General features: G+C 69.9%; 19 protein-coding genes and 1 pseudogene. 7 read left to right on the top strand and 13 right to left on the bottom strand.

All coding sequences use genetic code 11. The features are described from left to right. Positions 1 to 29: 29 nt before the first annotated feature. Genes KIK09_RS31220 through KIK09_RS31190 form a run of 7 tightly spaced genes read right to left on the bottom strand, consistent with a single transcriptional unit; the run spans position 30 to position 8,088 of the window. Positions 30 to 1,619: an AMP-binding protein gene (locus tag KIK09_RS31220; protein WP_214322969.1), complete on the bottom strand. Its 1,590-nt coding sequence runs from the start codon at positions 1,617 to 1,619 to the stop codon at positions 30 to 32. Between the two features lies 1 nt (position 1,620). Continuing rightward, positions 1,621 to 2,979, bottom strand: a complete 1,359-nt coding sequence (locus KIK09_RS31215; RefSeq protein ID WP_214322968.1) for a carboxylesterase/lipase family protein — start codon at positions 2,977 to 2,979, stop codon at positions 1,621 to 1,623. Then, complete coding sequence (locus KIK09_RS31210) at positions 2,976 to 4,286, bottom strand: M28 family peptidase (RefSeq protein ID WP_214322967.1); 1,311 nt, start codon at positions 4,284 to 4,286, stop codon at positions 2,976 to 2,978. The genes KIK09_RS31215 and KIK09_RS31210 overlap by 4 nt, the downstream gene beginning before the upstream one ends. After that, on the bottom strand, positions 4,283 to 5,092 hold the full coding sequence (locus KIK09_RS31205) for a carbohydrate ABC transporter permease (RefSeq protein ID WP_214322966.1): 810 nt from the start codon (positions 5,090 to 5,092) through the stop codon (positions 4,283 to 4,285). The genes KIK09_RS31210 and KIK09_RS31205 overlap by 4 nt, the downstream gene beginning before the upstream one ends. Beyond that, positions 5,089 to 5,970: a carbohydrate ABC transporter permease gene (locus tag KIK09_RS31200; protein WP_214322965.1), complete on the bottom strand. Its 882-nt coding sequence runs from the start codon at positions 5,968 to 5,970 to the stop codon at positions 5,089 to 5,091. The genes KIK09_RS31205 and KIK09_RS31200 overlap by 4 nt, the downstream gene beginning before the upstream one ends. Beyond that, on the bottom strand, positions 5,967 to 7,220 hold the full coding sequence (locus tag KIK09_RS31195; protein ID WP_214322964.1) for an ABC transporter substrate-binding protein: 1,254 nt from the start codon (positions 7,218 to 7,220) through the stop codon (positions 5,967 to 5,969). Before KIK09_RS31195 ends, KIK09_RS31200 begins: the two co-directional genes overlap by 4 nt. A 10-nt stretch (positions 7,221 to 7,230) precedes the next feature. Further along, positions 7,231 to 8,088 (bottom strand): poly(ethylene terephthalate) hydrolase family protein, encoded by an 858-nt coding sequence (locus KIK09_RS31190; protein WP_214322963.1) that lies wholly within the window; start codon positions 8,086 to 8,088, stop codon positions 7,231 to 7,233. A gap of 180 nt (positions 8,089 to 8,268) precedes the next feature. Here KIK09_RS31190 and KIK09_RS31185 point away from each other — a divergent pair, with 180 nt between their 5' ends. Beyond that, positions 8,269 to 8,841: a TetR/AcrR family transcriptional regulator gene (locus KIK09_RS31185; RefSeq protein ID WP_214322962.1), complete on the top strand. Its 573-nt coding sequence runs from the start codon at positions 8,269 to 8,271 to the stop codon at positions 8,839 to 8,841. On the opposite strand, the gene KIK09_RS31180 is transcribed toward KIK09_RS31185, so the two are convergent. The 3 genes from KIK09_RS31180 to KIK09_RS31170 form a co-directional block, all read right to left on the bottom strand. Beyond that, positions 8,811 to 10,697, bottom strand: coding sequence for a hypothetical protein (locus KIK09_RS31180; protein WP_214322961.1), 1,887 nt, complete (start codon positions 10,695 to 10,697; stop codon positions 8,811 to 8,813). The genes KIK09_RS31185 and KIK09_RS31180 overlap by 31 nt on opposite strands. 20 nt (positions 10,698 to 10,717) lie before the next feature. After that, a complete protein-coding gene (locus KIK09_RS31175) occupies positions 10,718 to 12,298 on the bottom strand; it encodes a zinc-binding metallopeptidase family protein (RefSeq protein WP_214322960.1) in 1,581 nt (526 codons plus the stop codon). A 66-nt stretch (positions 12,299 to 12,364) separates the two neighbouring features. Then, positions 12,365 to 13,375 carry a LacI family DNA-binding transcriptional regulator gene (locus KIK09_RS31170; protein ID WP_214322959.1) on the bottom strand — a complete coding sequence of 337 codons (1,011 nt, stop codon included), beginning with the start codon at positions 13,373 to 13,375 and terminating at the stop codon, positions 12,365 to 12,367. A gap of 167 nt (positions 13,376 to 13,542) precedes the next feature. Between KIK09_RS31170 and KIK09_RS31165 the strand changes: the two genes are divergently transcribed. The 5 genes from KIK09_RS31165 to KIK09_RS31145 are packed head-to-tail and all read left to right on the top strand — an operon-like array spanning position 13,543 to position 20,099. Continuing rightward, the gene (locus tag KIK09_RS31165; RefSeq protein WP_214322958.1) at positions 13,543 to 14,832 is read left to right on the top strand and encodes an ABC transporter substrate-binding protein; all 1,290 of its coding nucleotides are present in this window, start codon (positions 13,543 to 13,545) and stop codon (positions 14,830 to 14,832) included. Continuing rightward, the gene (locus KIK09_RS31160; RefSeq protein ID WP_214322957.1) at positions 14,826 to 15,680 is read left to right on the top strand and encodes a carbohydrate ABC transporter permease; all 855 of its coding nucleotides are present in this window, start codon (positions 14,826 to 14,828) and stop codon (positions 15,678 to 15,680) included. Before KIK09_RS31165 ends, KIK09_RS31160 begins: the two co-directional genes overlap by 7 nt. Further along, a complete protein-coding gene (locus KIK09_RS31155) occupies positions 15,677 to 16,495 on the top strand; it encodes a carbohydrate ABC transporter permease (RefSeq protein WP_214322956.1) in 819 nt (272 codons plus the stop codon). Before KIK09_RS31160 ends, KIK09_RS31155 begins: the two co-directional genes overlap by 4 nt. Beyond that, positions 16,492 to 17,481, top strand: a complete 990-nt coding sequence (locus tag KIK09_RS31150) for a serine hydrolase domain-containing protein (protein ID WP_214322955.1) — start codon at positions 16,492 to 16,494, stop codon at positions 17,479 to 17,481. The genes KIK09_RS31155 and KIK09_RS31150 overlap by 4 nt, the downstream gene beginning before the upstream one ends. Then, the gene (locus tag KIK09_RS31145; RefSeq protein WP_214322954.1) at positions 17,478 to 20,099 is read left to right on the top strand and encodes a family 78 glycoside hydrolase catalytic domain; all 2,622 of its coding nucleotides are present in this window, start codon (positions 17,478 to 17,480) and stop codon (positions 20,097 to 20,099) included. Before KIK09_RS31150 ends, KIK09_RS31145 begins: the two co-directional genes overlap by 4 nt. A 126-nt stretch (positions 20,100 to 20,225) precedes the next feature. Here KIK09_RS31145 and KIK09_RS31140 read toward each other — a convergent pair. The 3 genes and pseudogenes from KIK09_RS31140 to KIK09_RS31130 form a co-directional block, all read right to left on the bottom strand. Continuing rightward, positions 20,226 to 20,689 (bottom strand): annotated as a pseudogene (locus KIK09_RS31140) (transposase domain-containing protein); the annotation flags it as partial. Positions 20,690 to 20,928: 239 nt separating this feature from the next. Continuing rightward, on the bottom strand, positions 20,929 to 21,258 hold the full coding sequence (locus KIK09_RS31135; protein WP_214322952.1) for a hypothetical protein: 330 nt from the start codon (positions 21,256 to 21,258) through the stop codon (positions 20,929 to 20,931). A gap of 149 nt (positions 21,259 to 21,407) precedes the next feature. Beyond that, positions 21,408 to 21,917, bottom strand: a complete 510-nt coding sequence (locus KIK09_RS31130) for a MarR family winged helix-turn-helix transcriptional regulator (RefSeq protein ID WP_214322951.1) — start codon at positions 21,915 to 21,917, stop codon at positions 21,408 to 21,410. A gap of 118 nt (positions 21,918 to 22,035) precedes the next feature. On the opposite strand from KIK09_RS31130, the gene KIK09_RS31125 reads away from it, so the two are divergent. Continuing rightward, positions 22,036 to 23,319, top strand: coding sequence for an amidohydrolase family protein (locus KIK09_RS31125; RefSeq protein WP_214322950.1), 1,284 nt, complete (start codon positions 22,036 to 22,038; stop codon positions 23,317 to 23,319). Positions 23,320 to 23,345: the final 26 nt, after the last annotated feature.

The following is a 23,345-nucleotide window of genomic DNA, read 5'->3' as shown; positions in this document are numbered from 1 at the left end:
GGACAACCGCAAGCCTCACAACCAGCTCACTAGTCGAGCCCGAGCAGGCGCGCGCCCTCCTCGCGCATGTCGACCTTGCGGATCTTGCCGGTAACCGTCATCGGGAACCCGGCGACGACGTGGACATAGCGCGGGATCTTGTAGTGGGCGAGCTTGCCGGCGCAGAACTCCCTGACGGCCTCGGCGGTCAGGGGTGCGCCGCCCTGGCGGATAACGACCCAGGCCATGAGCTCCTCGCCGTACTTCTCGTCGGGCACGCCGATGACCTGCACGTCGGCGATGTCGGGGTGGCGGTAGAGGAACTCCTCGACCTCGCGCGGGTAGACGTTCTCGCCGCCCCTGATGACCATGTCCTTGATCCGGCCGACCACGTTGACGTAACCGTCGGCGTCCATGGTGGCCAGGTCGCCGGTGTGCATCCAGCGGGCGGCGTCGATGGCCTCGGCCGTGCGCTCCGGCTCGTTCCAGTAGCCGAGCATCACCGAGTAGCCGCGGGTGCACAGCTCGCCGGGCTCACCGCGCGGCACGGTCTGCCCGGTCTCCAGGTGCGTGATCTTGACTTCGACGTGCGGCATCACCTGTCCGACGGTCTCGGTGCGGCGCTCCATGCTGTCGTCGGACCTGGTCATGGTGGAGACGGGCGAGGTCTCGGTCATGCCGTAGCAGATGGCGACCTCGGCCATGTTCATCTCGGTGACGACGCGCTTCATCACCTCGACAGGGCAGGGCGAGCCCGCCATGATGCCGGTGCGCAGGCTGGACAGGTCGTACTGCCCTGCGAAGGTGAGCTCGGCGATGAACATGGTCGGCACGCCGTACAGAGAGGTGCATCGTTCCTGCTGTACGGCCCGCAGCGTCGCCTCAGGGTCGAAGCCGGGCGCGGGGATGACCACGCACGCGCCGTGGGAGGTGGCGCCGAGGTTGCCCATCACCATGCCGAAGCAGTGGTAGAAGGGCACCGGCAGGCACACCCTGTCGTGCTCGTCGTAGTGAATGAGCTCGCCGACGAAGAACCCGTTGTTGAGGATGTTGTGGTGCGAGAGCGTGGCGCCCTTGGGGAAGCCGGTCGTGCCGGAGGTGTACTGGATGTTGATCGCGTCGTCGGCGCTCAGCGACGCCATGCGCTCGCGCAGCCGCTCCTCGGGGGCGGTCAGCGCCAGCAGCCGGTCCCAGCCGGGGTCGCCGAGGTAGACGACGTCGGCGAACCCGATCTCCTCGACCATCGCGCGGTAATCGCTGCCCTTGTGCGTGAGCGCGCTGATGAGCAGGCGCAGGCCCGACTGCCTGACGACGTAGTCGAGCTCGTGGCCGCGGTAGGCGGGGTTGACGTTGACCAGGATCGCGCCGATCTTCGCGGTGGCGTACTGGACGATCACCCATTCGGCGCAGTTGGGCGCCCAGATGCCGATCCGGTCGCCCTTGGCGATGCCGGAGGCGAGGAGAGCGAGGGCCAGCCGGTTCACGTCGGCGTCGAGCTCGGCGTAGGTCCAGCGACGACCGGAGGGCACGTCGACGAGTGCCTCGCGGTCGCCGAAGCGCCGCACGGTCCACTCGAAGTTGTCGCCGATGGTCTCGCCCAGCAGCGGGGTCGGCGCCACCGCGCTCGAGTAGGACTGCATGTCACAACCTCCGGTCGGTGGGTTCGTTGAAGACCATGGTGTGCCCGAGTGGCCAGCCGGGATCGCCGGTGCGGGCGAAGCGCACCCAGGCGGCGTGCATCGCGTCGGCCACGGCCTGCGGCGCGCCCGGCCCTGCGGTGCGTTCGACGCCGGGCGCGTCGAGCACGTCGAAGACGAAGGGCAGGTCGAGGTTGTGCACCGCGCCCACACGTCCGCCGCCGAACGGGCTCTCGACGGGCGACTCCCACCGGAACTCGTAGGCGTAGGCGGGCCTAGCCTCGCGGATCCAGCGCGTCTCGCGGGTGAACAGGTGCTGGGTGAAGGCACGTCCGACGCGCTCGGCGGGCGTGAGGCCGGGTTCGTCGACCTGGACGCCGAGGTGGTCGAGCGCGGCCTGCGCGGCGGCCTCGTCGAGGTCGGCGGCCAGGCGGCGGACGAACACGTCAGTCTCCTGGGAGGTGCAGCCGACCAGCACTGGAAGGTGCCCGCTCGCGCCTGCACGCAGGGCGGCCAGCGGGACGGCCGGGATCAGGTCACCGTCGACGACCGGCTTGACCGGCACCGACTCGTTCAGCCCGCCGGAGTCACCGGTCAGCGGCGGCGGCTGTTCGGCGACGAGCGCCTCGGGGGACAGCCCGGCGAAGGAGCACCTGGTCGGGTCGATCCCCAGCCGGGTGGCGAGCGTCTTGGCATAGTCGCGCGCCTCCTGCTCGGTGGCGACCAGGCTGGCCGAGCCGCTCATCACGATCGCGCGCCGGAACAGCCCTTCGGCGCGGGGCATCGTCAGCAGGGTGGCGACGGCGGCGGCGCCCGCCGACTGCCCGGCGATCGTCACGTTGCCGGGGTCGCCACCGAAGGCCGCGATGTTGTCGCGTACCCATTCCAGCGCGGCCAGCCAGTCGAGGACGCCCCGGTTGAGCGGGGCGTCCTCCAGGGCCAGGAAGCCCTCGAAGCCGAGCCGGTAGTTGATGGCCACGCAGACCACGCCGTCGCGGGCGAAGCGGGAGCCCTGGTGCCAGGCCGCCCCGTTGCCGCCGATGGAGAACGCGCCGCCGTGGATCCAGACCAGGACGGGCAACCCGGCCCGGCCAGTCTCAGGGGTGCGCACGTCGAGGTTAAGGCAATCCTCGCCGACCTCGAAGACGTCGGGCGCGTACAGACCGATGTCCTCACCGGCCGCCTGCGGGGCGGCATCGCCCCGCGTGACGGCGGGCCGAACGCCGTCCCACGCGGGTGGCGGGACGGGCGCGCCGAAGCGGTGCTCGCCGAAGGGCGGGGCGGCGTACGGCACGCCGAGGAAAGCGAGCACCCCCTCCTCGACCCTGCCCTCGACCAGCCCGGCAGTGGTTCGCACGATCATGCGCGGCGCCATCCGGCCGTCCCTTCGACGATTCTGATCGCCGCCCGGGTGAGCGGCTCAAGGCTGGCCTCGTGCACCTTGTCGAGGGTGTCTGCCGAGTCGAACAGGTACATGGGAGCCGACAGGAAGTGCACGAGCGGCACCTCTTCGGGGTGGAAGAAGGCCCCGTCGGTGGGCGGCATCGGGGAGAACACGTCCGGCGGCAGCACGAACGAGCGTCTCAGGTCCTCCGCGACGAGGGCCGCCGCCACCAGGTTCTCCAGCTCCGGCTTCCTGGTGGTGAACCACCAGCCGGGTTCGGGGTCGCCGGTGGGCACCAGCTCGTCGTCCACGACCACGCACCGCCGGGCGGCGTGCTCCAGGTGGAGCTGGAGTACGACGTCGCCCAGCAGGCCGCGGTTCTCCTCGATGAAGGCCCGGGTGCCCGCGGCGTGCGCCATGTGACCTGCGGTCAGCAGGAAGATCAGGTTGTGCGGCCGGTCCCGCTCGGGCACGCCCGCCCAGTACTGGGCGGCGGCCAGCACCAGCGCGATCCCCGAGGCGTCCTCGACGGCCGAGGCCCAGGGCGCGTCGTGGTGCGAGCCGATGATCACCCACTGGCCGGACCGGCCGGGGAGCGTGCCGATCACGTTGTGCGAGACGGCCGGGCCCGTCTCCGACTCGACGGTGAGCGTGCCCGTGCAGGGGCCCTCGTCGACCAGGTCGAGCACCCGCCGCGAGTCGCCGCCCGACAGCCAGACGGCCGGGAGGTCTCGGTGCACGGCGTCGTAGGGCACGTAGTAGTCGCGTGTCTCCCACGGAACCCCGGTCAGCGCCCCCGCGAAGGCGGCGGCGCCGCCGTCCATGACGCCCTGGATGACGTCGAGGTAGTCGAGCTGGAACGGCAGCGTCTGGACCAGCTCGTCGAAGACGCCCTCGGGGTCGTGCACGGCCGTCGCCAGGTCCCTGAGGTAGGACTGCGGCAGCTCAGTGAAGGTGTACTCGGGCACGACGATCGCACCCGGCACGACCTCGCGGCTGACCGGCGCGGTCACGATCGCCTTCGGCGTGGTGTACGGCAGGGCGGACGCCGCCACCCGCACAACTCTCGATGGGGCGGCATCCAGGCGCACTACCAGGGCCGCCGTCACCGGCCGCCAGACGGGCAACTCGACCGGCGCCAGCCGTACGTCGTGGAGCCCGAACTCGGTGAAGCGCTCGGCGGCCCACGCGGCGGTCCAGTCGTCGGCCGGGTAGCCAGGACGCCTGATGCCCCGCGAGGTGACCGTCTCGATCCACTCCATCATCCGCGCGGTGTCGGGGATCATCGTTTCAGCCCTCCGAAGGTGAGCCCCGCCACGTAGTAACGCTGCAGCGCCACCATCAGGATGAACGGTGGCACGGCGGTGACCAGTGCCGCGGTGGTGGTCAGGTGATAGTTGAAGCCGACCTCGCTTTGGAAGTTGGCCAGCCCCACTGGCAACGGCCACAGCTCCTGCTCGTTGGCCACGATCAGCGGCCACAGCAGGTTGTCCCACTGTGCCAGGAAGTGCACGAGGAACAGGGTGATGAGCGCGGGCTTGAGCAGCGGCACGGCGATGCGCGCGAAGATGCGGAAGTCCCCCGCGCCGTCGACCCGCGCGGCCAGCAGCAGCTCCTTCGGGATGCCCAGGGCGAACTGCCGCGCCAGGAAGACGCCGAACGCGCTGATCATGCCGGGCACCATCATGCCCTGGAAGGTGTTGACCCAGCCGAGTTCCTTCACGATGAGGAAGACGGGGATGACCAGGACCATCGGGGTGAGCGCGAGTGTGCCGATCACCAGCGCGAACAGGACGCGGCGGCCGGGGAAGGACAGCTGGGCCATCGCGTATCCGGCGGCGGCCGAGAAGATCACGTCCAGGACGCCGGTGCCCACGCACAGGATGAGGCTGTTGCGCAGGTAGGTGGGCAGGTTGCCCTCGCCGAACAGCAGCCTGATGTTCTCGGGCAAGTGGAAGCCGTTGAAAACCAGCCCGCGCAGGTCAGTGTCGTCGGGCGCTGAGGCGACGACGAGCATGGCGTAGACCGGCAGCAACATGAATCCGACCGCGACGATCAGCCAGACGGTGCGCAGGATGGTTCCCGCTCTCACTCGTCGCCTCCCTTCAGGAACCCGAACTGCAGCGCCGAGACGATCACCATGGCGACCAGCAGCACCATGCCCATCGCGGCGGCGTAGCCCATGTGCTCGTAAGGGAAGGCGTTGGCCCAGATGTAGTACGGCAGCACCTGGGTGGCGTCGGCGGGCCCTCCGCCGGTGAGCAGGAAGGCCGGCACGAACGCCTGCATCGCTCCGGCCACCGAAATGACCAGGACAAACAGCAGGGTCCTGCGCAGCAGCGGGAGCGTGATCCGGGTGAACGTGGTCACCGCCCCTGAGCCGTCGATGGCGGCGGCTTCGTACACCTCGCCGGGCAGCCCCTGTAGCCCCGCGGTCAGGATGATCACGAACAGCCCCATGCTCTTCCAGACGACCATCACGACCAGGGCCCAGATGGCCAGGTCGGAGCTGGTCAGCCAGGACTGCGGATCGATCCCGACCAGACCGAGGAGGGTGTTGGCCAGGCCGCGGTCGGAGTAGATGATCACCCAGACCATGGACGTGGCCGCGAGCGGCATCACGGCCGGAATCATGACGAGCGCTCTGAGCCAGCGGTTGAGGCGTCCCGGCTTGCTCAGCGGCACGGCCACCAGCAGGGCCAGCACGATCGTCGGGACGACCGTGCAGACCGTGTAGACGACGGTGATCCACGCCGAGTTGAGGAAGCCGGGGTCGGCGAACATGCGCTCGTAGTTGGCGAGGCCGATCCAGTTGGGCGTCCCTGCCATCTCGTAGTCGGTGAAGCTGAGATAGATGGCGGCCAGGAACGGGACGAGCCAGAACACGACGAAGAAGACGGCCACCGGGAGGGTCAGCGCCACGCCCGCCGTGGCCTGGGGCCGGGCTCTGACCCTGCCGAGCACGCTCACAGGGCCAGTCGCACGGTGGAGTCGAAGGTTGCCGCGGCCTGGGCGGGGGTCGACTTGCCGTGGGCGACGGAGTCGACGGCGCCGGCCGCGGCCTTCGCCAGTTCGAGGGTGCCGGGGATGATCGGGCCGAAGTCGACATGCGGGAGGCTGTCGGCGACGATCTTCATGATCTCGGACTTGCCACGCGGCCCTGCGTCGCGCCAGCCCTTGGTCGGGATGATGATGCCGTTGTCGAGGTTGGCGGCCACCGACGGGGCGCCCTGCAGGTAGTTGACGAGGTGCCAGGCGGTGAACTGGTTGGGCGAGTCCTTGGCCACACCCCAGCCCCAGGTGTAGGCGGGAACAACGGGCGGGCCGCCGGCCCAGGTGGGCATGGGCGCGACGCCGTACTGCTTGCCGAAGGTGAGCTTGGCCTTGCCCAGCTTCTCCAGCGCGGGGCCGAGGAAGGCGCCGCTGACGACCATGGCGGCCTCGCCGGAGTAGAACAGGCCGAGCGCGCCCAGCGGGTTGGAGAGTTTGGGGTTGCCGATCCCTGACATGTACGTCAGGGCGTTGAGGCCCTGCTCGGTGGCCAGCGACGCCTTCGCGCCGCCGGCCGCGACGAGCTCGCCGCCCTTGCCCTGGACGAGTGCGGTCAGCGTCATGAGGGCCCACTGCGGGTCACCGTAGAGCCACTGCATGCCGACCCGCCTGCGGTCCTCGGAGGTGAGTTTCGCGCTGTACTCGGCGACCTCCTCCCAGGTCGCCGGCGGCTTGTCGGGATCGAGTCCGGCCTGCTTGAACCGGTCCTTGCGGTAGTAGAGCATGCAGGGGTTGAAGTCGATGGGCACGCCGTACGGCACGCCCTGGTAGGTGAGCGGGGTGGTCGTGCCCGGCTCGTAGTTCTGCAGCGAGAGCGCCTTGGTGTCGACGGGCGCGAGCCGCTTCTTCTTGGCGTGCGCGGGGAAGCTCCAGTGGCCGATCTTGAAGACGTCGGGTGGGGCGCCGCCGCTGAAAGCGGTCAGCAGTTTGGCGTCGAGCTGGCCCACGGGCAGGTAGAGCAGCCGCACGTCGACCTGGAAGTCGGCCATGTAGCGGTGCACGAGCTGCTGGAACTGCGGGCCGGTGTCCTGCGAGCCGTGCAGCCAGACGTTGACCGTGCCCTGCGGCCTGCCGTTCGCGGCCTGCTGTCGGGCCTGGTCCTTGCCGCATCCGGCGAGCAGGGTGAGCGCGCCGGCGGCGAGCAGCCCACGCCGCGTCAGATCCGCCATGGTGGTTCTCCTAGGTGAGGTTCTTGAGGGCCTGGTTCTGCCAGGCCGTGTTGGTGGGGAGCTCGGCAGTGCTGCCGGCGAACGCCCCGCGGGCCTGGGTGTCGGCCTGGAGGCGGTACCTCAGCCAGGCGGTCACGTAGCCGAGGAAGGCCCCGCCGGTGTTCTGGATGTCGTTGTGCCCCGCACCTTTGAGCAGCGCCCTGCCCGCTCCGGCGGTGGCCTGGTCGTAGTAGCCCTGCACGGTCGCGGCCGAGGAGATCAGCCAGTCGTCCGCGCCGCTGAGGAAGAGCACCGGGCAGGTCAGGTCGGCGACGGAGAACTCGTCTCCTGGGCTGGCCATCCACTGCGCGGGCACGGCGATCGGCACGACGGTCTTGATCAGCCCGGCGGAGTCGTTGGCCGCGTTGATGGAGCCGCCCGCGCCCTGGGAGTGGCCGACGGCGGCGACCTGGGCGGTGTTCAGCTTGCCGTGGAAGACGCTGGCGGGGTCGGTGTCGAGGCTGATGAGGTGCTGGGCGGCGGCGAGGATCTCGGCGCCGGTGCCCGTGGTCGTGTCGGTGGAGGCGACCACCGCGAAGCCCCACGAGGCGAGGTGGTTGAGCAGTCCCGGATAGTTGTCGGGGGTGGCCCACGAGCCGTTGCCCCATGTGACGATCGGGTGGGTGACGCCGCCCGAGCCCAGGGTCGAAGGGTAGTAGAGCCGGTGGCCGCCCGAGGTGCCGGTGGCGACCGGCCACGGACCCGTTGCCTTGTAGATCATCTCGATGGTGGAGGCGGCGTTGGCCTCAGTGGTCCACGACAGGAATCCGGCCGACATGAGGCCGAGCGCCCCTGCCCGTAACACCTGCCGGCGGGTGAAGTTCTCCATGGTCACCTCGTAGGCTATTTGGAGACGTGAACGTCTCCTAAGAGAGGGAAGTACGATCGGTGAGCGATGTCAAGACATGAACAGAAGGAAGTTCCGGCGGCCCGGCCACTCCCCAGGGGGCGGCACGGACTCTCCCCCGACACGGTGCGCAACTCCCAGCGAGACCGCCTCGTGGAGGCCATGCTGAGGCTCGTCGCGAGGCGTGGGTACGCCGCCACGAGCGTGCCGGACGTGATCGCCGCCGCGCGGGTCTCGCGCAACGCCTTCTACGCCCAGTTCGCCGACAAGGAGTCTTGCTTCCTCGCCGGATGCGAGCGCGACCTGCCTGAGATGCTCGACTCGATCTACACGGCCGCGTCGGGGGCGGGCGACCACTGGAGCGAGGCACTCTGGCTGGGGATGGCCGCCTACCTGCTGTGGTGGCAGGAGCGCCCGGAGTACGCGCAGGCGTACTTCGTGGAGTTGCCAAGGGCGGGTGAGCGGGCCGTCGAGCAGCGTGAGGCCGCCTATCGGCCCTTCCTCGACATGCTCGGGGCGCTGGCCGCGCGGGCCAGGCTGGAGGATCCCTCGCTGCCGCCGCTGCGTGCCGCGGTGCCCCGCCTGATCGTCTACGGGACCACCGCGTTCATCGCCTCGGAGGTGCGTGAGGGCCGCGTCACCACTCTGACGTCGTCGGCCGACGACCTCTACCACTACACGGTCGCCCTGCTCGCCGGCCCCGATCACGGCATCGCGACCACCCCTTCCGCCTGAACCAGCCAGCCTTCGGGGAAGCACTCCTCCGCCGCCATGTGGGCGACGGCGGCCAGCAGGCCGCCGTTGCCCGGCAGGTAGAGGGGCAGCAGGCCGGGCCACTGGTGGTTGTGGCCGCTGGCCAGGTAGGTGTTCTTCGGGGCGTCCATCAGCAGCGCGTCCACAGCGGTGTCAGGCTCGCCGAGCCTGGCCGCGCACATGGCGAGCATCGGATAGTCCCAGCCCCAGGTGCTCTGCAGGTCCCAGTCGGCGAGCACGTCGTGCAGGGTGGCCCGCATGGTCTCGGGGTCGATCAGCGGGGTGGGCGGCACGAACCCGAGCGCGCCGGTCATCGAGGGGTGGTCGGTCCTGATCGTGTACGGCTCCACGCCGATGGCCGCGTAGACGCCGTCGCGCACCAGCGGCCGGGCCAGGCCGCGCAGGACCCGCGCCCACTCCGGGTCGGGGTCGAGGCCGAGCAGGCCCCGCCACCGCTGGGCCGTCTCCAGCCCCCACCACCAGTAGGCCAGCTCGAACGCTGGATCGCGCACCAACCGCCTGGACTCGTAGTAGGACTCCTGCGCCGGGACCAGCGGCGGCCCCAGATGCCCGTCGCCCGCGAAGGAGGCCATGAACTCGGCCGTCTCGAACACCAGGTCCCGGTAGTCCTCCAGTGCCCCCGGGCGGACCCGACGGAGCAGCTCGGCGAAGTAGATCAGGTGCGGCTGCTGCCAGACGATGAAGGCGCCGATCTCGCTCGGGCTCTCCCTGCCCTCCGGCCCCACCTGCTTGGGCCAGCGGGCACCGCGGAAACCCTGCCGTCCGGCCGTGGCCCTGGCCCGCGGCAGGATCGAGCGATACCACGGCAGGCTCCGCTCCAGCAGCTCGGGCCTGCCCCACAGGGCGAAGTGGGCGGCGTGCCACCAGTGCATCTCCAGGTGGAACTTGCCGCTCCAGGAGTTGACGGCCAGCCCGGTCTCCTGCGGCGGGGTGGAGCCTGCGCAGTTGACCGCGGTGAGGTACTGCGAGAGCACGACCCGGCGTTCGAGCTCGGGCGCTCGCGGGTCGGTGCTGCCGTCGAAGCTCACCGCTCCCCCGCTCGTCCAGAACCTCTCCCAGTGGGCGGCGGCAGCCGTACGGACCTGGGAGAAGGACGGGAGGGCGGCGCCGACGGGGTGGCGTGCGAACTCGACGACGAGTTCCAGCTCGTCGCCCTGGATCAGGTACACGTGACCGCCGGGCGACGTGAGCCGCGCCGACCCTGCCCACTCGGCGGCCACGTGATATCGGTCCGCGTCCAGGACGCGGGTGAAGTCGCAGCGCGAGCCGTACGGCGTGCGCGTGAGCGCGTGCGTGGTGGTGTGCCTGTCGGGTTTGTCCCAGTCGGCGGTGGTGTGCCAGCCGTCGCTGGCGTAGGGGAAGGCGATCCTGATCCCCGCGCCGCCCACGACGCGGATGGCCAGCAGGTCCCGCTCGGGGTGACAGACCGTCTCCACCTCGTACGGCAGGCCGCCCAGCTCGAAGGAGCTGGACAGCGTGCCGGTCCACAGGTCGAGGGTCTGCGCCGACCGGCCGAGTGGGGCGGCCTCGTCGACCTCGAGGCCGATCCGGCCGAGATCCAGGCGGTGCGGGTTCACGTGCAGCCAGCCGCCCGCCTCGGTGGCCGGATACAGGTCCGGATAGCCGACGCCGTCGTAGTCGGTGAGCGCGTCCTCCAGCACGTGGCCCTTGGGGTTGGGCATCGTGTGCCAGCCCCACTGCGCCTGCGTGCCCAGCGGCGCGAAGGTCTGCAGCCCGGTGGCGTCGGCGGTGAAGGCGAACTCCCCGTTGCCGACGGTGAGCGGGCACCCGGCGTCGGCGATGGTGTGCCGACGCACGAGCGTCTTCCTGTCTATGCTCACGCACACCCCGGCGTGCCGGAGGCGCGCTGCTGGCGCATGGCGGTCACGTCGCCCGCGACGGCCGACTGGGCCATCGGGCCGAGGTCGAGCACGACGTCGGTGAAGGCGAGCGACGCCTTGCGCATCACCGACAGGTCGATGGCCTCGGTGCCGAACTGCGGCGAGAACAGCGTCTTGGGCGCGGCGATGGGCGAGATGACAGGCAGCAGGTGCTGGTTGTACGGCGTGCCCTCGCCACCGAAGCCGCAGTGGTGCGGCACCGTGGCGAGGTCGGCCGCCGACAGGCCCTTGAGGATCGCGGTGCGCTTCACGTCCCAGTACTGGATGTGGCCCTTGACCAGTTCGCGCAGCGGCGTGCTCTCGCTGACGGGGACCATCAGCAGTTCGGTGAGACTGGGGTTGGCGACGAGCTGCTTGCCTGGCAGGCCGTTCGGCCTGGCGACCGCGTCGTAGCGCTTGGCGCCGAGGTGCTCAAGCACGACGACGGAGGAGACCCCGCCCTGGTCGTACTCGGCGTCGAGCTGGGCGGCAAGCTGACCCGCGCCGCCCTCGCGGACGTTGGGGCCGGTCAGGTGCTGGTAGAGATGGCCGGTCACGAACGCGAACTGCACGGTGCGCGGACGGCACTCCACCGGTAGCGACGACAGGTAGCGGGCCATCTCGATCATGGTGAGCGGGCCGTTGTCCCACACCGGGCTCATGCCGTCGGTGTGGCTCTCTACGACGATCTTCTGGGCGCTCCCGCCGGGAAGCGTCGCGAGCAGGGTGCGGGTCGTCGTCGGCGTCCATGCGGCGTTCACGGTCAGCGCGGCCTGGACCGGCTGCCCGGCGGCCAGCGCGTCCTTGATCTGCTTGCCCTGGTCGGCGCCGACGTACGCGCCTGGCACGCCGTACGGCAGGCCCTCGTAGGGCGCGTAAAGGCCCTGGATCTGGACATGCGGGAGCTGGCTGACCTCGATCACGCCCACCGCGCCCGCGGCGGCGGCCGCCTTGAGGTCGGCGTCGGCCGCGGCCGGGGACTCCATCGACTCCGAGCCGAGCGGGTTGATCGTGTTGGCCGGGTCGTACATGGAGTAGCCGAGGGCGAGCGGATAGAATAGCAGGTTGGGCACGTTGGTCCACGGCAGGTCCCTGACGACGATCTTCCCTGCGGCGTTGGCCGCGGTGATGTTCGTCCCTGTGGCCAGGTGGACGAGCGGCGCCGAGACGCCGCCCGCGCCGGTGGAGGAGGAGAACGGCACGGGGGCCGCGACCTGCACGGCCGTACCGCCGACGGTCAGGCCGGTGCCGAGGCTGTCCCAGCGGTCGATGGCGTAGGGCAGGGAGGAGAACTGGAGGCCGGGGATGGCCGCCATCTCGTCCTCCAGCCAGTCGACGTAGTCGGCGTGCGCGGTGGAGCCGGTCGGCCTGGGGCCGAACGCCTCCTGCTGCTCGGCCAGGGTGCCCAGGCGGGCCTCGGAGGCGAACGCGGCGGGGTCGACCCTGACCGGACAGGCCAGAGCGGCCGCCTGGGCGAAGGCCGGTTGCGCGGGCGCGACCAGCGGGAGGAGAAGGGCGAGGAGAGCGAGTCGTCTCACGGGGGTCCTTCCATCGAATCGTTTTAACGCATGGTCCGCGACAGTCCCCCGACGTGCGGCTGGTTCTCAGGGGCGAGGCGGTCCTGTGGTTCCGCGGACGATCAGCGTGGGCGACACCGACGACGTCACCGATCGTGAGCGTCCCTCGATGCGTTCGACGAGCAGGCGCGCGGCGGTCGCCCCGATCACGTGCCCGTCCTGGTCAACACTGGTAAGCGAGATGCGCTTGAGCGAGGCGATGCCGATGTTGTCGTATCCGGTGACGGAGAGGTCCTCCGGCACCGACAGGCCCGCCTCGTCGGCGGCGCGCAGCACGCCGAGCGCCGCGATGTCGGCCCCGGCGAAGATCGCGGTGGGCCGGTCGTCGCGCGCGAGCAGTTCCCGCGCACCCTCGAAGCCGCCCTCCTCGGTGAAGGAGGTGGCCAGCACGTCGTCGGCGAGTCCGTGGGCGTGCATCGCCTGGCGGTAGCCTTCGGCGCGCACCGTGTGCGGCAGTCCCTGGGCGCGGGCCCGCTCCAGGTGGGTGATGTGCGCGATCCGGGTGTGCCCGAGCTCGACCAGGTGGTCGACCACGAGCCCCGCCCCCATCACGTCGTCGTCGACGACCGCGTCGTAAGCCGCGGCGGCGCCGTGCCTGCCCACCACGACGACCGGGGTGGCCGTCGCGATGGCGGCGAGTTCGGCGTCCGTCATGACCGGCGAGATCAGGATGAGCCCGTCCATGCTTCGGTCGATCATGGCGTCGGTCATCCTGGCCTGCGTCTTGGGCTCGATCCCGCCAGGTCCGAGCAGCACCTGGTACTCGGTGTCGCCCAGTTGGCCGGTGACGCCCTCGATGATGTCGGGGAAGAACGGGTTGCGGGTGTCTGAGAGCATGACGCCGAGGGTGTAGGTGCGTCCGCGCAGGGCGCGGGCTGCGGCGTGCGGGCGGTAACCGAGCTCGTCGATGGCCTGCGCCACCTTGGCCCGCATCTCCGCGCTCACGCCGTAGGCCCCGCGCACCACCTTGGACACGGCGGCCGTGGAAACCCCGGCTCGCCTGGCCACATCGGCGATCGTCACCCGTCCGCTCGTCACACGCCGTCCTTCAGAGAGTTTTCGTAGAACGAACTACACACTTTTCTGGAAGATGAGGCTAGCCCGCTACTACCACCCAGGTCTACCTCTTGACGAGCAATTCTCTCGTGCCCTAACAATGGAGAACGTTCTACACAGAACTCTCTAACATGAACAGGAGCACGGGCGTGAGAGCACCATCTCGTCTGCTCGGCGCGGCGATCGGCGCCGTCCTCGCCCTGTCCCTCGCCGGCTGCGGGTCGTCCGCCCCGGAGGGGACCGGTCAGGTGAAGCTGACCCTCTGGCACAACAGCGCGGACCCCGCGCCGCTGCTGGAGATGTACAAGAAGTTCGAGAAGCAGTTCGGCCACAAGATCGAGCTCGTGTCGATCCCGTCCGACGGCTTCGAGGACACCACCCAGACCAAGTGGGCCACCGGCGACCGCCCGGACATCCTGGAGTACCACGCGACGGTGAGCGGCCTGCTCGCCCTCAACCCGGCCGAGAACCTGCGCGACCTGACAGGCGAGGCGTACATCGCCAGGTCCGGCGACCTCTACCAGGCCGCCGGGTCCGTCAACGGCAAGGTCTACGCCGCCATCACCGGCTTCCCCCAGGTCTTCGGCCTCTACTACAACAAGAAGGTCTTCGCCGCGGCCGGGCTGACCCCGCCCACGAACTTCGCCGAGCTCGCCGCCGTCTGCCCCAAGCTCAAGGCCGCCGGGGTCACGCCGGTCTTCGAGTCGGGCGGGTCGATCTGGCCGGTGCAGATCCTGCCCATCCTCTACCTGGCAGGCGCCAACCAGTCCAACGCGTACGGCAAGGCCATCGCGGGCCACAGCAGCACGCTGGCCGACGCGGGCTCGCCCTTCGTCGCCGGCCTGACCGCCTACGCCAAGCTGAAGGCCGACGGCTGCTTCAACAAGGACATCGTCACCGCCAAGTTCGAGGACTCCATGAAGGCCCTCGTGACCGGCGACGCCGCCATGGTCGCCCAGCACTCCGACATGCTCCCGGCCCTCCTCGCAGCCGCGGGCGGCGACCAGAAGACCGTCGACGAGTCCGTCGGGTTCGTCGGCCTGTCGAGCGACAAGCCGCTCGTGACCTACGCGCCCGGCCCGATCGGCACGTTCTACCTGCCCAAGACCGGTGACGCGGCGCGGGAGAAGGCGTCGCTCGACTTCGTGCGCTTCATGACCGGCCCGGCCTACGCCGAGTACATCACCGCGTCCAAGACCTTCCCCGTGTTCAAGGACGTGCCCGACCCGCAGGGCGTCTCGTCCGTGCTGCAGGACGTCAAGAAGGCGTACGACACCGGCGCGGTCATCGCCTTCAACTCCGACATCCCCGGCATGGGCGGGCTGGCCCAGCTCATGTCCGAGCTGATCGCCGGACAGAAGGATCCGCAGGAGGCGGCGACCCAGCTACAGGGCCAGGTCCAGCAGGCGGCCAAGGCGGCAGGGCTGCCCGGATGGTGATGCGGAACAGGGCGGCCTGGCTGCCGTGGACACTGCCCGCGATCGTGCTGGTCACGGTCTTCTTCGTCGCCCCGTTCCTGCTCAACGTCCGGTTCGCGTTCTCCTCCTGGACGAGCTTCCGGGCCGAGATCACCTGGAACGGGCTGGAGAACGTCCGCACGCTGATCGACCAGGACCTGCTGGCCAACGCGGTCACCGTGACCGTGCTGTACGCGATCCTGTGCATGGCCATCCAGAACACGGTCAGTATCTCGCTGGCCCTGGCCCTCCAGCGGACCAGCCGGATCAACACCGTCTTCCGCTCGGCGTTCTTCCTGCCGACGCTCATCTCGCCGCTGGCCGCCGGATACATCTGGCGCGGGCTGCTCGCCCCCGACGGGGCGGTCAACTCATTCTTCGGCGTCTATTGGGCGTGGCTGGGCGAACCGTCCACCGCGCTGGTGGTGGTCGCGTTCATCGACGCGTGGAAGTGGAGCGGGCTGATCACCCTCGTCTACATCGCGGGCCTCAACTCCATCCCGAAGTCGCTGCTGGAGTCGGCGATCGTCGACGGGGCCGGCCCGTGGACCCGGTTCCGGCGGGTGGTGTTCCCGCTGCTCGCCCCGGCGCTGACCTTCAACGTGGCGGTCACGCTGGTGGGCGCGCTCAGCGCGTACGACGTGATCGCCGCCACCACCGGCGGCGGGCCCGGCGACCACACGCGGGCCCTGAACGTGGTGATGCGCCAGCAGTGGGGGCAGGGCTTCTTCGGCTCCGCCAGCGCGCTGGGGTTCACCGTGACGCTGCTGGTGATCGCCACCGCCGTGCCCCTCGTGTGGTGGCTGCGGCGCAGGGAGGTGACGGGATGAGAGCGGTCCTCAAGTACACGGCGCTGACGCTCTTCGCGATCCCGTGGGTGCTCGTGCCCATCTGGCTCGTGGTCGTCAACTCCTTCAAACCCGCGGGCGAGGCCGCCGAGCTGGGCCTCGGCCTGCCCAGGACGTGGGCGATCGCCGAGAACTACGGCATCGTGCTCGACCGGGGCGGCTACCTGATGGGGCTGGTCAACAGCCTCAAGGTGACCGTGCCGATCGTGGTCGCCGTGGTGTTCCTCGGCGCGGCGGCGGCATGGGCGTTCGGGCGCAGCCGGTCGCGATGGCTGCAGGCGGCCTACTTCGTGATGGGGCTGTCGATCCTGCTGCCGCCGTCGATCATCCCGACCGTCTACCTGCTGCGCGCCCTGTCGCTGGACGGCGGCTCGCTCGGCTACGTGCTGACGATGACCGGCTGCCGCCTGGGCATCGTGATCTTCCTGGCGACCGGATTCGTCCGGGCCTTCCCCCGCGACCTGGAGGACGCCGCCGCCATCGACGGCGCCTCCCGCCGGCAGGTCTTCGTCCGCATCCTGCTGCCCCTGCTGCGGCCGGTGCTGTTCGTCGGCAGCGTGATCCTGATCATCAACGTCTGGAACGACTTCTTCTTCGCCCTCTTCCTGCTCCAGGGCAGCGCGAACGCCACGCTGCCGCTGAACCTGTTCCAGTTCGCCTCCGGCACCTTGCAGAGCCTGAACTGGAACCTCGTCTTCGCCCACGTCCTGCTCACCACGCTGCCCCTCGTGGCGGTGTACGTCGTCGCGCAGAAGCGCGTCCTGGCCGGTCTTACGGAAGGTGCACTCAAGGGATGACCACTCACGACATCGCACTCGACTGGGTCAGGCGCGAGATCAAGGAGGGGCGGTTGCCGTGCGCGGTGTTCGGCGCCGCCACCTCCGACGGGATCCAGGTGCTGGAGGCATTCGGCGAGCACGACGGCCGCGAGACCAGGACCGAGGACCACTTCGCGCTGTTCTCGGTGACCAAGCCGCTGGTGGGGCTGGCCGCCCTGCGCCAGGTCGAGCGGGGGTTGCTGTCGCTGCGTCGCCCGCTGCGGGACGTACTGCCGAACTTCGCGCGACCCGACGTGACGCTCTGGCACCTGCTCACCCACACCAGCGGCATCGCCGAGCAGACGCTCACGCCCGACAACCTGCTGGACCACCTCGTCACCGCGCCGTCAATGTTCGAGGCAGGCACGCTCAGCCAGTACTCCAACCTGGCCTTCGCCGGGATCGCGGAGATGGTCCGCGACGTCACAGGCCGCGACGTGGCCGACGTGATCGACTCCGACCTGAACACGCTGGTGCCGGGCGGAGGGCGGATCACGTTCGACCCGGCGTGCGACGCGGCCGAGGTCCACGGCATCGACCTGCTCGGGCCTGGCTTCGACTTCGATGCGTTCGTACGGCTCCGCCACCCGGCAGGGGCGCTGTTCTCCCGCGCCGAAGACCTCCTGGCGCTGGGCGGCGCGCTGCTGCGCGGCGACCGCGAGCTGATCCACCCGACCACCCTGGCCGCCATGACGACCCCGCAGACGACGGGCCTGGTCAAGCTGCAGCCCGACCCGGTCAACGCCGGGCAGGACTGGGGCCTCACCTGGAACCTGCGCCACTCGGCTCCCGGGCTGCTCGACCGGCGGCTGTACGGGCACGGCGGCGCCTCGGGGTGCCAGTGGTGGATGTACCCGGAGCAGGACGCGTGCTTCGTGCTGCTGATCAACGTGATGGCGCCGAGCCTGTCCGGCGTGGACGTCGACGGTCTGCACAACGCCTTCACCACCGGGCTCGATGCGTGAACCGGGATTCGGGGGTGCTCGGAGTGCAGGTCTCAGGCGCGCAGGCGCCGTTCATCCGTTCGGCCCCGCCCGGTTCACGGGCGGGCCTGACGTGCGGTCTGGCGGATCCGGTAGGCGTGGACGAGCCGTCGCCCCGGCTGTCGTGGGACGCCCGGCTGCTCAAGGAGGCCACCATGATGGTGTCTTCGGACGGGCGCGAGGTGTGGCGGTCGTCCGTGCTTGCCGGATCGCACTGCGTGGACGTGCCGGGTGAGCGGCTGGCGCCGCTGACGCCGTACACGTGGAGTGTGGAAGGGCACGCGACCGGCGCGTTCACCACGGGCCTGCGGGCGCGCGGTGGGTGGGACGCCCCCTGGCTGGCGGGCGACCCTCGGGCGGCGGTGAGCCTGCACCGGTCGTTCACGTGGCGTCCCGCTCCCGGGCGCGCCTGGCTGGCCGCCACCGCGCTGGGCGTCTACCGGGCGCTGCTCAACGGGGTACGGCTGGGCGAGGAGGAACTGGCTCCAGGCTGGACCGACTACGGCCATCGGACACGCTATCGGCTGCTGGAGCTCACGAAGCTGCTCGTACCCGGCGAGAACGAGCTGGAGCTGTGGCTCGCTCCCGGATGGTACGCGGGTCACGTCGCCGGCGGAGGCCCGCGCCGCTACGGCGACCGGCCCGCCGCCAGCGCCCAGGTGCTCGTGCGGGACGACGACGGGGTCCGCCTCGTGTTCGCCACGGACGCGGCCTGGACCCGGCGGGATCTCGGCCGCCCGCGCGCCGACCTGGTGATGGGCGAGACCGTCCAGGCCCCTTCCCGGCAGGTCGGGCCCGCCGAGACGACGGCCGCCCCGGAGATCCTGGTGGAGGCCGACCCCGCTCCCCCGGTGCGGGTGATCGGCACGGTGCCCGCCGTGTCCGTGACCGAACCCGCGCCGGGCGTCCAGGTTGCAGACTTCGGGCGGAACGTCGTCGGGCGTGTACGGATGAGCGTCGACGCCCCGGGCCCCGTACGGATCGTGGTGCGGCACGGGGAGGAGCTGACCGCGACCGGACGGCTCTACACCGACAACCTGCGCACCGCGGACCAGCGTGACGAGTTCGCTCTCGGCCCCGGCTCGCATGTCGTGGAGCCCGCGTTCACCCTGCACGGGTTCCGCTACGCGGAGGTCACCGGCTGGCCGGGCGCGCTGACACCGGACGACCTGGAGGCGGTGCTGCTGTCCTCCGCGCTCGCCGTCACCGGCTCGCTGACCGTGAGCGATCCCGCCGTACGGCAACTCGTCGCCAACATTGGCGCGTCGGCGGACGGCAACCTGGTGAGCGTGCCGACCGACTGCCCGCAGCGCGACGAGCGAACCGGCTGGACGGCCGACATCTCGGTGTTCGGCTCGACGCTCAGCTTCCTGCGGCACACGCAGGCGTTCCTGTCCGGCTGGGTGACGACGCTGATCGACGGGCAGCGGGCCGACGGCGCGGTCCCGCATGTCGCGCCGGTCCTGCCCGAGTACGGATACGACTCCCCCGTATGGTCCGACGCGCTGGTCGAGGTGCCGTGGCTGCTGTGGCGGCGCTACGGCGACGACCGCACGCTGCGCCGCGCGTACGACCCGATGCGGCGGTGGGCCGATTACTGCCTGGCCCAGGCCGAGGGAGGCATCAGACCGGGCAGGGCCCTGGGCGACTGGCTGGCCCCTGGCACGGTCGAGACGCCCAAGAGCCTCATCGCCACCGCCGCCCTCGCCCGCAGCCTCCGCCTGGTCGCACACGTGGCCGACGTGCTTGGCGAGCCGCACGCGCCGGAGTACGGCGAGGCGTTCACCCGCGTGTCGGGCGCCTTCCAGCGGGCCTTCCTCAGCGGGCCGAGGCTGCACACCGAGACGCAGACCGGTTACGCCGTCGCCCTCGCCTGGGACCTGGTCCCGCCCGAGGACCGGGCCGCGTCGGCGCAGGCGCTGGCCGAGCTGATCCGCGCCGACGGGCACCGGCTCATGACGGGCTTCGTCGGCACCCCCCTGCTGCTGCCCGTCCTGTCGGAGACCGGCCATCACGACCTGGCGTGCCGGATTTTCAACCAAGAGGGCTATCCGTCCTGGCGCTACCAGCTCCGCGCCGGGGCGACGACCATGTGGGAGCGCTGGGATGCCTGGCACCACCGGCACGGCCTGCAGACGCCGGCCATGAACTCCTTCAACCACTACGCCTACGGCTGCGTGGGCGAGTGGCTGTTCCGGCACGTGGCGGGCCTGGGCGACGACCCGCGCGGGACGGGTGGCGGCTTCGGCGAGCTGCTGCTGCGTCCCGGCCCCGTCCCGCTGCTGCGCCAGGCGCACGCCCGCTACGAGAGCGCGTCGGGGACCGTCGAGTCGGGCTGGCGGGCCGGGCCCGACGGGGTCCAGTTCACGTTCGCCGTCCCGGAGGGCGTGACCGCCCGAGCGGTACTGCCCGTGCGCGGCGCATGGGACGGGATGACCGTCAACGGCACCTTCCTCATGGGCCTCAGCGAGCAGCTGCCGACTACCAGACTGGGCGACGGGGGCTGCGCTCTGAACCTGCCGCCGGGCCGCTGGTCGTTCACGGCCCCTGCGGCGGCCACGGCCCACCTACTCCAGGAGTGGGACGACCTGGGCTGGTGAGCTGGTTGTGAGGCTTGCGGTCACCACTCGTGTTGCTTTTCGTCACTGAGTGGTGACTTCGGGGGTGGCAGGTGTGTGTAGTCGCAAGCCCTGATGTGTCTACTGAACCGGGGCAACTCCCAAGGCCAGGCGCCGGGCGTAGCCGGTCTCGCCTTCGCCGGTGGGGCCGAAGACCGCGCCGAACAGGGCGCGGGTTCCGGTCTCGACGAGCGTCATCAGCTCCAGCAGGGGGTAGCCGCTGTGGCCGGGGCTGCCGAGCCAGGCTCGGTTGCGGGCGGTGTCGGGGGTCTTGAGCGAGCTGCAGCCGTCGAAGGAGACCGTGTGGTAGGCCCGAATCGCGCTCCGGGAGTCACGACCTGGGTGGTCAGCGAGGCCATCAGCTTCTGCCACACCAGCAGGTAGCCGACCTCGGGAAACAGGCACATCGCCAGCAGGAAATAGACCCCGACACGCGAGGGCAGACCACGCAGGCGACGCTGCACGTTGCGTGTCTCATCAAGGACCGCATCGACGAGCTCGAACGGCACGAGCGCGGTCAGCTCACCCAAGTGCCCGGGAGCGAACACTCTCTCGGCTACTGAACGGGGCAAAGAGTCCGTCTCGACAGCGCGGGAAACAGCAGAGCTGGCATACTCGGCGATCAACGGAGATCCAGTTCTTCGACGGCTGGTTGTGGAAGATCACCGTTCTACGGGATCTCCGTCCCTATGTCCTGAGAACTCACCTGCTTGACGGCACCACGAAAGCCTTAACCACCTGGCCTTGGGTGAAGCCCCCTCACCCTGGATCCGGCGATGACCCCAGCGGGGATTCTCCCGCGCCAGCCGGATCACCAGTTGGCGGATCTCGTCGGGGATCGGCGGCCGTGCTTGGCCGGGTGTGTCCAGTGCCGTGCGACCAGACGACGGTGCCAGGACAGCACCGTGCCGGGTGACACGATGCGGTGGCGGCGCAGCCAGGCCGGTAGCACTCTGATCAGCGCGGCCAAGACCGCTCGGTCGGCCCAGTCCGGACGTGGGCGGGCAGTCTGGCGCCGCAGCACGGAGATCTCATGGCGCAGCACCAAGATTTCCAGGCCCTTGGACGCTTCGCTCCGGGCCAGCAGCATCAGCCAGCCGATCAGACGAACAAAGATCAGAGACAACAGCCGAGGGACCATGAGCTTCGATGGTAGATGAGCAGGTCAACCGCCCCGCACACGACTTCTGGCGCCCCACAGGATGCCGCATAGTGCTGCGCCAGCAACACAGGTGACCGCTTGCCCGCCGCGGCCGGCGCCAGACCTCGTCGACTTCGCTCGCCGCCCGATCACGACCGGTGGTCGGGCACGTGATCCTCGGTGAATGCGGGACTAGTGGCTGCGGCATCGGGCGCGCTGTCGGCCGGATTCTCCTTGAGATTGGCGACAAGCCTTCTCAGTAGGTCCAGAAGGAGATCGACCTCTTCGGCGCTGAAGCCTCGCAACGCCTGATCGTTGGTCTCGAACAGCACCGAGTGCACCTGTGTGAGCTTTGCCAGGCCGTCCTCGGTCAGCGAGATCAGGCTGACCCGTCGATCATGCTCGGCGGGGGTGCGCCGGATGAGACCGTCGCGGTCCATCCGGGCGAGCAGCTGGGCCATGGACGGCTGCTCGATCCGGGCCAGCACCGCCAATTCCTTTTGAGAGAGCGCGTCGGCCTTGCTCAGCGCCGCCAGCACGGGCATCTGCGCGAAGGTCAGCCCCAGCGGTCGCAGTCGCCGGTCGTTGACCCGGGACAACGCACGCGAGGCGATGTTGATCAACGCGGCTGGCGCGGAGTCGAACCTGGGGAGCGTCACGCCACGAAGTGTATAGGACCCTATTGACCTATTACATAGGCACCTATACGGTCCTGAATGCATAGGAGCCTATGCAGTTGGTCATCCAGACAGGGGAACACACGTGATCATCCGTAATGTGACCGTCATCGACGGACAGGCAACCGCGCCGATCGCCGATGCCGAAGTAGTGGTGACCGACGGGCGGTTCACAGCTATCCGCCCGGCCGCTGACGCGCGGCCAGCGGCCGGCGAGGATCCCGTGATCGACGCTCGGGGCGGCTACCTGGTGCCGGGCCTGTGGGAGAGTCACACCCACCTGAGCGGACACGCCTACTCCAAGCCCGAGAACAAGCGCGCGAAGTACGTCTCCCAGCTACTCACCGACTTCCTGGATGTCGGGGTGACCAGCGTCGTCAACCTCGGCGGTCCACTGGACATCGAACTCGCGGTCCGCGACTATCGCAGCACCGCCACCGACGCCGCCGCCAGGTTGTTCTTCGCCGGGCCGGTGTTCACCGGGATCGAGGGGTGGCCGGTCCTGAGTGATCCGAAGCGTGCCTCCATCGCCTACCAGACCGACAACGCCGACGTCGCCTATCGTCAAGCACTGGAGCTGGCCGACCAGGTCGACTTCATCAAGTGCATCTACGACGGCGAACCCAGCGCTCCGGACAAGCTGCCCCTTGATGCCCTCAAAGCCATCGTCGCGGCCGCGCACGAGAAGGGCAAGAAGGTGCTCGTGCACGTCCACGAGCGCACCGATCTGGAGGAGGCGGTGGCATCCGGCGCGGACGGCATCGAACACGCTTTCCGGCCGCAGGACCCCAGCAGTACCGCGGAGGCCCGCGATGTCGCCGCACTGCTGGCGGAGACGAACACCTATTACTGCCCCACCCTGGTCACCTGGGAACAGATCGCGAACAACGGCGATGCTAGCTACTTGCGGCAACTGGTCGACGACGGCTTCGCCACGCACGAGGACATCCCGCAGATCACCAGCCGCCCGATCTACGGACGCGAGTTCCCCCGGCATTCCGCGCGGGAATCCCGTGTCCGTTTCGACTATGCGATGCGCACGCTGGCCCTGATGCACGACGCGGGAGTGAAGATCTCCGCGGGCAGCGATGTGGCCATGCTGCTGCCCGCGCCGCCCGTCGCTTTGCTGCGCGAACTGCGCTTGCTGGCGAAAGCCGGTCTGCCGATGCCCGCGGTCTTGGCGGCCGGCACCCGTCATTCGGCCGAGAAGATCGGCCAGCAAACGACGTCACCGGGTACGATCACTGCCGGATCCGTCGCCGACGCGCTACTGCTCGACGCCGACCCCTACGCGGACATCGCGCACCTGGTCGACCGTTCACACCACATCGGGACGTTGCGGGCCGGGCGGCCAAGCTGGGAGGAGGGCCACCCCACAGCCTGACACGGCCGATTCCAGGTTCTGAGAGG

Source organism: Nonomuraea sediminis, from assembly GCF_018531495.1.
GTDB lineage: Bacteria > Actinomycetota > Actinomycetes > Streptosporangiales > Streptosporangiaceae > Nonomuraea > Nonomuraea sediminis.
The sequence above is the reverse complement of the archived record's forward strand: the minus strand, read 5'-3'. Positions and strand labels throughout refer to the sequence as shown.